Origin of the sequence: Pseudoflavonifractor sp. 60 (assembly GCF_009911645.1) — a bacterium.
Taxonomy (GTDB): Bacteria; Bacillota; Clostridia; order Oscillospirales; family Oscillospiraceae; genus Lawsonibacter.
This window is the reverse complement of sequence record NZ_QWKI01000138.1, coordinates 24,105-31,643: the sequence shown is the minus strand read 5'-3', so window position 1 is coordinate 31,643 and position 7,539 is coordinate 24,105. Positions and strand designations below refer to the sequence as shown.

At 52.7% G+C, this 7,539-nt stretch carries 7 protein-coding genes; 1 reads left to right on the top strand and 6 read right to left on the bottom strand.

Going from position 1 to position 7,539, the window contains the following annotated elements; translation table 11 throughout:
- Nucleotides 1–575 precede the first annotated feature (575 nt).
- From D1646_RS15430 to D1646_RS15405, 6 genes are all read right to left on the bottom strand, one after another.
- Nucleotides 576–2,243, bottom strand: a complete 1,668-nt coding sequence (locus D1646_RS15430; protein ID WP_160637329.1) for a DUF4358 domain-containing protein — start codon at nt 2,241–2,243, stop codon at nt 576–578.
- A gap of 177 nt (nt 2,244–2,420) precedes the next feature.
- Entirely contained in the window at nt 2,421–3,764 is a 1,344-nt protein-coding gene (locus tag D1646_RS15425) for a plasmid recombination protein (protein ID WP_160637328.1), read from the bottom strand.
- A gap of 304 nt (nt 3,765–4,068) precedes the next feature.
- On the bottom strand, nt 4,069–5,223 hold the full coding sequence (locus D1646_RS15420) for a helicase RepA family protein (protein WP_160637327.1): 1,155 nt from the start codon (nt 5,221–5,223) through the stop codon (nt 4,069–4,071).
- Entirely contained in the window at nt 5,213–5,545 is a 333-nt protein-coding gene (locus D1646_RS15415) for a hypothetical protein (protein WP_160637326.1), read from the bottom strand. The genes D1646_RS15420 and D1646_RS15415 overlap by 11 nt, the downstream gene beginning before the upstream one ends.
- On the bottom strand, nt 5,545–6,621 hold the full coding sequence (locus tag D1646_RS15410) for a site-specific integrase (RefSeq protein ID WP_160637325.1): 1,077 nt from the start codon (nt 6,619–6,621) through the stop codon (nt 5,545–5,547). The genes D1646_RS15415 and D1646_RS15410 overlap by 1 nt, the downstream gene beginning before the upstream one ends.
- Nucleotides 6,608–6,811: a LysR family transcriptional regulator gene (locus D1646_RS15405; protein WP_160637324.1), complete on the bottom strand. Its 204-nt coding sequence runs from the start codon at nt 6,809–6,811 to the stop codon at nt 6,608–6,610. Before D1646_RS15405 ends, D1646_RS15410 begins: the two co-directional genes overlap by 14 nt.
- Before the next feature lie 189 nt (nt 6,812–7,000).
- On the opposite strand from D1646_RS15405, the gene D1646_RS15400 reads away from it, so the two are divergent.
- A complete protein-coding gene (locus tag D1646_RS15400) occupies nt 7,001–7,531 on the top strand; it encodes a helix-turn-helix transcriptional regulator (RefSeq protein ID WP_160637323.1) in 531 nt (176 codons plus the stop codon).
- The last annotated feature ends 8 nt before the right edge of the window (nt 7,532–7,539 follow it).

Sequence of the window (7,539 nt, the reverse complement as noted above, 5' to 3'; positions counted from 1 at the left end):
CTGATTCTACTTGAAATTTTAGGTAGAAGATGGTGCTTTCAGGGACAATCCCCCGCCCTCGCTTCGCTCGGTCACCCCCTTTGCCAAAGGGGGCAAGCGGCTTCGCCGCTTGTGCGCTTCTAAGGAATCACAAGGTGGAACTACCCCGGCCCGCTCTACAATTTTTCTCTACTTTACGAATTGAAGTTGGAAAAGGAAATTTTAAGCCATCATGTACCTCCGCACTTCCGAAAAGAACCCCGGCGCGACAGGATATCTTCTGTCTGCGCTGTGGTATTTTTGCATCCTGCCCACAGCATACAGGACGATTTCGTCTATTCCCATTCGTTGCTGGGTATCGTATTCTAACAGATTTTGCTTTGGAAATATGATACCCTTTTCTTTTGATTATTTGATATATCCATATTATCCAGCCTATACGATGGGCTGTTATCAAATTGTTATCAGCAGTGATAACGGGAGTAGAGGACTTACTATTTGTTTTGCTGGTTTGCGACTATCATTATAGCACAAGAGGAGAGGAAACGCAACTGTTTCCAGTCTATTGCTCCATCCTCATAAACTGGAATATTGGCTCAGCCCCGACCGCTCCCCGTAGTGATAGCTTCGGGCGTGTTGGCGTAATCCCATTGATGGTCAGTTGCGGCCATGTCATCGCTGGTGATATTGAAGAACTTCCAATCCTTTTCTCCTCCGCCTCCCCACGCCTGACGGTTAGCATCCCAAGTCACATCTGTGCAATACCAATTCCCATCTATCCGAACCAAGTTCCAGCCATGATCCTCCTGACTGGCGAAGGTTGAGCCAGCAACAGTAATGCACTCTACTTCGGCCAAATCCATAAGCAGTTGGAAGGTCGTAACATATCCCAAACATATTGCTGTGCGGTTTACAAGTCCCCCGTAGGGAGTGGCAGATTCGCCGGAGGTTTCTTTCATTACGTCCTGGTACGCTCCGTCATAATTCACGTTGCTGACCAGCCAGTCGTAAATGGCAATTTCTTTCTCCAAATCGTTCATATCCTCTTTCAAGACTTCATTCAGCACCACTTTGGCTGCATCATATATATCCCTGTCATAGCTGGACAGCCCAGAAACATCTCCCGTATTCCAAGCGGTGCAGATGGCGGTTGTATCATAAAAGGACATGTCAATCTTATTCGGCTGAACAAATAGTATACGGCCTGAGTAATTCGGGTCCTCCTGAAATATTCCATTTCGCGTTGAAAATGTAACCCCATAGGTTGCTGCCGTTTCCGCAAAAGCATTTGCGGTCTGTTTCGCTTCTTTACAGGCCAGCAGGACAATATACACATATTCTTCCGAACGAGCAACACCGCCGGCAGACACGGCCTGACTTAGCATAGATTTCTCCTCAGCATTATCCTGAAATGCAATTTGTTTGCTATTTAAGTACCAATCCAAAGATTTCTTAATATCGGAGGACAGTGCCCAATCATTAGCGCCAGTCATCACCGCTACCTCAAAAGCAGAGTCCCCTGTCCCCCGTGCGATGGCACATTCCATCCACTGGTTCCGATTCAAACCATAACTGTCCTCAATATAGGCGTTCAAAGCGTCCGAATCGCTGTCATCCAGTAACTCCAGCTCTGTTTCCTCCATCCCGCAGTAGGACACCAACCAATCTCGCAACTCCTTCACATCGGTGATAGCATCTGCGGGTATGGTCGGTTCTGGCTCAGGCAGTATTTCACCTTTGAGAGCCTGGGTCACTACCTCAGAGGCATAATCAACATCCAGGCAAATGAACAATGCTACAAACGGCCCATCCTGAATAATGCTGCCGTTTGCTACCATGTCCGCCTCCGCAGGAGCATAGCCCACAAAATCCCCCTGTCTGTTGGCAATGTAATCTTCCAATGCAGTAACCGCCTGAGCGGCAGCTGTGCTGTCCTCCATGCGCAGCACAGCAATTTCAAATGCAGACATTCCAGTGGCCCGAACCAATGCCGCATCTTCCCAAGATTCTTGGATACCATAGACATTTTCAATATAGACTATCAGCGTCTCTCGGTCAAGGTCAGCAGAGATAGCTTCCAAACCATCTATATCCTCACATCCAGAGTGTTCAAAGGCCAAATTGACCAGTTCACCAACAGTCCACTCTATTTCCGCAACAGTTGGAGAAACGGTTGCGGTGGATTCTGACGCAGGTTCCTGACATGCACTTAACAACGTCAGCAACAGAGCAACACATAGTAGCAGGGAAAGGGCTCTTTTCATCTTTGAATATACCTCCTAATGTAAATCCGAGAAAACCTAAAGCTAATATCATAAATGTTAGTCAAACCGCACCTTAAAATTCCATTTCCAATTTACCCTCCTCATTATAACAACAAGAATACCTGTTGACAAGTACAAAACAGGAGGGCGCTCACTGCGCCCTCCGATTTTTAGTGATTATCGTGCGCCTGACCTCGCTTTTTGCCTTGTCCCTCGCCTCCGTTCCTTTTCAGCCTGTTCCTGCTGATGAGCAACTTCCAATATCCTGTCTGCCTGTTCCGGGCCAATGGCCCTCCTGACCCGCTCATAGTCCCTGACCTGCCCCTTCAGACTGTCTCTCTCAGCACAGACCTCATAAATCCTGGCTGAAAGAGAACTGTTCTTGCTGACCTCCCGGTCATAGGCCCTCTGCAACTGTTCAAAACTGCTCTTGAGGTCGAAATAGGCCCGATAGACCGAGCGCAGCACCTTGACAATCTTCTCCCAAAGGGGCTTGGCCTTCTTCTCCCGGTAGGCCCTGGCCGATTCCAGCGGCCCCGCCTCCGGCAAAGTCCGCTCCGGGTCGTCAGAGTAGTCCGCCGCCAGCTTTTCCATACCCTTCAGCAACGGGGCCACATCGTCCAGCTTGGCCTTTGCCTGGGCCGCTTTCTTTTCGGCGGCGTCTGCCTCCTTTTTCCTTTTCTCGGCCTCGGCCTGGGCCAGCACAGTTGCCGCTTGAAGCTGGGCAAGCCGCTCTCTCTCACGCTCCACCTTAAACTGCGTGACCGTCAAATGTTCCTCGGAACTGCCCCGTTCCCCTCGTTCCAGGTCATCATACCCGGCGTTCCGCATGGCCCGGAAAAAATCGTCCTGCAAAACACTGTACGACTTTCTGAGGACAGGCTTTCCCTTGGCTGTCAGAAGCGGTTCGCCGGTCACATCATCAACGGCGGGCTTTGAAGCCCACTTCTTACTCATGCTCACCTGCATAATGGTTTCCTTGACCTTGCCCACCAGGGACTTGTCCTTGCACCGCTTTGTCCATCGGACTTCCTTCTGTACAACCGGGACATAGACCACATGGAGGTGATAGTGATACACATCCTCCCCCAACGCCTCGGACATGGCCCGGTTGCGCTCGTCGGCGTGCATGACCGCCGACAAAATATATTGCTCTCCTCCTACGATTTCTATTGCGGATTTGTAAGCATCGGTGTAAAATTGTTTTGCGAAGTCGTAGCCGCCATGATTGTAGAAGTAGGCGGAGTTGACATCAAAGACCAGCTCTCCATACCGAAAGGCATCCGCCTTAATGCCACGGGTGGAGATCACGCCATCGGCCTCCATCTGTGCGAACATCTCCTGATACCCGGCGGAAGGAGTTTTGAAATGGATGTTGAGCGGTGTCCGCTCCGGCACAATATCCTGATTGACGTAGGAATCCTTTTCACGTTCGTTGTGCTGCTGGGTGTTGCCAATTTTGGTAGCCGTCAGCCTCATATTTCTTGCGTTGGTACGGTCGATACCGTCGCCTCTTGCCATAAGCACGTTCCTCCTGATTGTAGATTGATGTGGTACGGGGCATCGTCGAGGGAGACACTTCTGCGGAAGTGTAATAACCCACTATGACACTTTCGCCCCGTTGGTGCGAAAGTGCCGTGGGCTCTCCCGAGGGGGACAGGGGGCTTTGCCCCCGGCAACTGCGGTTGCCTCCCCCAGCAGGGCCGCCCTTTGAAAAGGGCACCCTGCACCCCGCCTAAACTTTGCCCGTGACAACCGTGACGACTGTGACGACCTGAGAGGGACACCCCCTCTCCGTTTTTAGTCGTCACGGTTGTCACAGTCGTCACGCTTCTTGGTTCATCAGTGTGAGCGTAATCGTCCGCCCGGCGTGGGTGCGGTTGCTTTCATAGCGGATGCCGTACTCGTTCAGCAGTTTACTTGCCCGGATGTTCAGCCGCATCGCCAGCGCAATAGCGGTCAGGTCACAGTTAAGAACGGTTACCAGCTCCGTTGCCGTTCCGCTCCATACGGGCCGTTCAACCGTCACCAGCTCTGCCAGCTTTACCAGCAGGAGGTCAGGCGGTTCCTTCCACAGCTCTCGTTCTGCATGGTCGAAATCCCAGGTGAGCCGCACTTCATCCCGTACCAGGTGTATCCGCTGGTCGGGCTGGTCACGGCCTACTACGTCCAGCGTGGCGGCGCTGTCGGTGCGCTTCTCTTTTTGGAGGATAAACGCCCCATCCGCACAGCCCAGCAGACCCGTTGTGCCGGAAATCATCTCAAACTTATCCCCGGAGGGTTGTTTCCTTGTGTGGTGGACAACCAGCAGACAAAGCCCATTCCTGTCGGCAAACTGCTTCAGCTTGCCGACGATCTGATAATCGTCGGCGTAGCTGTACGCCTCACTGCCCATCTCTCGAACCTTCTGCAAGGTGTCGATGATGATAAGCCGGGTGTCGGGATGCTCCCGCACAAATTTGTCAAGCTGTTCATCCAGACCGTTGCCAAGCTGTTTGGCATAGGTGGCAAAGTGGAGCTTGTCTGTTCCGCCCACACCGAACATTCGGAACATCCGCTCTTGCAGCCGCTGGTAATCGTCCTCCAGGGCAAGGTATAAGACCGTCCCGGGCCGGACATCATACTCCCATAGCTTCTGCCCGGTGCTGACGTGGTAGGCGAGCTGGGCCACCAGGAACGACTTGCCCACCTTGGGCGCTCCGGCAAAGAGGTAGGTGCCGGAGCAGAGCAGACCGTCAATGACGGGCGGTCTGCTCTGGTAGACAGTTTCGTAAAGCTCCCGCATGGTGACGGTGGGTAAATTCGCCGGATCGTTTGCCTGCTTCATTTCCCGCAACAGTTTTTCAATGTGCTCCGGGGAAAATTCGTCGTTGCAATCCTGCGGATGGTCTGTTATACTGGTATCGGTACATAGGATTGGCTGTCCTCCGTCTGCGCCAACAGACGGGTTCAGGACAGTCTTTTCTTTTTCATCTGCCATTCGTGTCCTCCTTCATTCCTTCCATGATTTTTGCGATCAGGTTGATGGTGTCCAGCAATTCGCTGTCCATGCCAGCCCCATCCCTGACCCGCCGTAGCTCCTCCAGGACGGCGGCGAGCTGGTCACGCAGGGCCTTGTAGACCCTGGGATTGCCCTGCACTACAATGTCCCGGTTGAGCAGCCGCCGGGTGATGTAGTCCTGCTTGGTCAGCCCGGACAGGCGCACATAGGTGTCCAACAAATCGGCCTCCTCCGGCGACAGTCTGAACGCTACCTGACGATTTCTCCAACGGTTGTGATTATCCAAATTCTTGGCTGACATTATGCTCCCGTCCTTTCAAAGTCCAGCTTGTCCGCCATCTCCGTCTGCTTGGACGGAAACAGGTGGGCATAGCGATAGGTGATTTCGATACTCTCATGGCCTACCCGGTCGGCAATCGCCACAGCGGAAAAGCCCATATCAATCAGCAGGGAAATGTGGCTGTGTCTCAAATCGTGAATCCTGATCCGCTTGACCCCGGCCTCTTTCGCTCCCCTGTCCATCTCATGATGGAGGTAGCTCTTTGTAACCGTGAAAATGCGGTCTTTCTTCTTGACCCCGTAGAGCATCCCCAGGTAGTCCCGCATTTCGTCACAGAGGAAATTGGGCATTTTGATGGTACGATTGCTTTTCTTGGTTTTCGGGGTGGTAACCACATCCTCGCCGTGAAGCCGCTGATAGGACTTGCTGATCTTCACCGTCCCAGCCCCAAAGTCGAAGTCCGCCGGGGTGAGAGCCAGCAGCTCCCCCTCCCGGATACCGCACCAGTAGAGCATCTCAAAGGCGTAGTAGGAGAGGGGCTTGTCCATCATGGCCTCGGCAAACCGCTGATACTCCGCTTTCGTCCAGAACAGCATTTCCTTTCGTTCCTCTGTCCCCATATTCCCGGCTTTGGCGGCGGGATTGGAACGTAGCTCGTAGAAGCGGACAGCGTGGTTGAAAATGGCGCTGAGTTGGTTGTGCAGGGTTTTAAGGTAGGTCTGGGAGTAGGGTTTGCGCTGTTCGTCCCGGTAGGCCAGCAATTCATTTTGCCACGCAATTACGTCTTTGGTGGTGATCTCGCTGATTTTCCGCTTTCCGAAGTAGGGCAGAATCTTCTTCTGGATGATGTTCTCCTTTGTCAGCCAGGTGTTCTCCTTCAGCCGGGGCCGCACATCCTTGGTGTAAAGCTCCACAAAGGCTTCAAAGGTCATATCCATGTCGGCGCTGGTCTGCATCTGAAAGCTGCGTTCCCACTCCTGGGCTTCCCGCTTGGTGGGAAAGCCCCGCTTGCACTTCTGCTTGCGCTCCCCCGTCCAGTCCCGATACCACGCCATGACGTACCATGTGCCCCGCTTTTCGTCCTTAAATACCGGCATTTTCGTTCACTTCCTTTCCGGCCCCGTAAAGCCGCTCATTGAAATACTGGCGGTTGACCCGCCCCGCAATGGTGATGTAGCCCTTTCCTTTCAGTTCCTCGTTGAGCTGTCGGATGAGCTTGTAGGCGTAGGGCCTCGACACGCCCAGCTCGTCCGCAACCTCGTCCACCCGGATAAATCTGTTCTCCATGCTGGTTCCTCCTTTCAATAAATTAACGCTATTTATTTAGTGCTGCTTTATTATACTAACTATATTCCGTTATGTCAAGGGCTTTCAAAGAAAAAACTAAATAAAATTATTTAAGATTTTATCTTGACGGTTCTAAACATATCTGTTATACTTCAAGTGTCCCCATTACATAGATTGGAGTTGGCAGTTATGGCAATCGGTGAACGTATTCGCTTTTTCCGCAATAAGAAAGGTGTCACGCAGAAATATCTCGGTCAGGTGGTGGGCTTTCCCGAACGCTCCGCCGACGTGCGTATGGCTCAGTACGAAACCGGGAGCCGTACCCCCAAGGCCGACCTGACCAGGGCGCTGGCAGGCTTCTTTGAAGTCTCCACCGATGCCCTGACCGTCCCCGACATAGACAGCGACATTGGCCTTATGCACACCCTCTTTGCCTTGGAGGACATACGGGGACTGACCATCGGGGAGATTGACGGTGAAATCTGCCTGCGGCTGGACAAGTCCAGGGGCAAGACCTATCACTCCATGCTTGAAATGCTGTCCGCCTGGGGAGAGCAGGCCAAGAAGCTGGAGGCCGGGGAAATCACCAGGGAGGACTATGACCGCTGGCGGTACAACTATCCCCAGTATGACACCACCCGCAGATGGGTCAAAGTCCCGTCCAAGGAATTGAGCGACGCCCTGACAGCAGCTTTTAAGAACAGGCTGGGCAAAGACTGACAGACAGC